The 1,712-nt window shown below is 50.6% G+C and carries 1 rRNA gene; it reads left to right on the plus strand.

Going from position 1 to position 1,712, the window contains the following annotated elements:
• Positions 1-41: 41 nt before the first annotated feature.
• Positions 42-1,582, plus strand: a 16S ribosomal RNA gene (locus tag KO509_RS04405).
• Positions 1,583-1,712 lie beyond the last annotated feature (130 nt).

The following is a 1,712-nucleotide window of genomic DNA, read 5'->3' on the forward strand; positions in this document are numbered from 1 at the left end:
TTTTACTTAGGTAATAATGGTGAGGTTACACAAACGATTTTTAATTGAAGAGTTTGATCATGGCTCAGATTGAACGCTGGCGGCAGGCTTAACACATGCAAGTCGAGCGGTAACAGAGATAGCTTGCTATCTGCTGACGAGCGGCGGACGGGTGAGTAATGCTTGGGAATATGCCTTATGGTGGGGGACAACAGTTGGAAACGACTGCTAATACCGCATAATGTCTACGGACCAAAGGGGGGGATCTTCGGACCTCTCGCCATTTGATTAGCCCAAGTGAGATTAGCTAGTTGGTAAGGTAATGGCTTACCAAGGCGACGATCTCTAGCTGGTTTGAGAGGATGATCAGCCACACTGGGACTGAGACACGGCCCAGACTCCTACGGGAGGCAGCAGTGGGGAATATTGCACAATGGGCGAAAGCCTGATGCAGCCATGCCGCGTGTGTGAAGAAGGCCTTCGGGTTGTAAAGCACTTTCAGTTGTGAGGAAAGGTTGTTTGTTAATAGCAAGCATCTGTGACGTTAACAACAGAAGAAGCACCGGCTAACTTCGTGCCAGCAGCCGCGGTAATACGAGGGGTGCAAGCGTTAATCGGAATTACTGGGCGTAAAGCGTTCGTAGGCGGTTGAATAAGCAAGATGTGAAAGCCCAGGGCTCAACCTTGGAACTGCATTTTGAACTGTTCGACTAGAGTACTGTAGAGGGTGGTGGAATTTCCAGTGTAGCGGTGAAATGCGTAGAGATTGGAAGGAACATCAGTGGCGAAGGCGGCCACCTGGACAGATACTGACGCTGAGGAACGAAAGCGTGGGGAGCGAACAGGATTAGATACCCTGGTAGTCCACGCCGTAAACGATGTCAACTAGCCGTTTGTGCCCTTGAGGCGTGAGTGGCGCAGCTAACGCACTAAGTTGACCGCCTGGGGAGTACGGCCGCAAGGTTAAAACTCAAATGAATTGACGGGGGCCCGCACAAGCGGTGGAGCATGTGGTTTAATTCGATGCAACGCGAAGAACCTTACCATCCCTTGACATCCAGAGAAGAGACTAGAGATAGACTTGTGCCTTCGGGAACTCTGTGACAGGTGCTGCATGGCTGTCGTCAGCTCGTGTTGTGAAATGTTGGGTTAAGTCCCGCAACGAGCGCAACCCCTATCCTTATTTGCCAGCGAGTTATGTCGGGAACTCTAAGGAGACTGCCGGTGATAAACCGGAGGAAGGTGGGGACGACGTCAAGTCATCATGGCCCTTACGGGATGGGCTACACACGTGCTACAATGGCAGGTACAGAGGGCAGCGAGACCGCGAGGTTGAGCGAATCCCACAAAGCTTGTCGTAGTCCGGATCGGAGTCTGCAACTCGACTCCGTGAAGTCGGAATCGCTAGTAATCGTAGATCAGAATGCTACGGTGAATACGTTCCCGGGCCTTGTACACACCGCCCGTCACACCATGGGAGTGGGATGCAAAAGAAGTGGCTAGTTTAACCTTCGGGAGGACGGTCACCACTTTGTGTTTCATGACTGGGGTGAAGTCGTAACAAGGTAACCCTAGGGGAACCTGGGGTTGGATCACCTCCTTATCTTGAAGTAAAAACGAATAATGGAAGTTCTCTTTTAAGGGTGCTTCAGAGTATTCACACAAATTGTATGATAATGAAATGAAGAAAAAGCTCAGTAGGGCTTGTTGATAAGATAGGTCTGTAGCTCAGC

The organism is Colwellia sp. C2M11, from assembly GCF_018860915.1.
In the GTDB taxonomy this organism is placed as follows: Bacteria; Pseudomonadota; Gammaproteobacteria; order Enterobacterales; family Alteromonadaceae; genus Colwellia.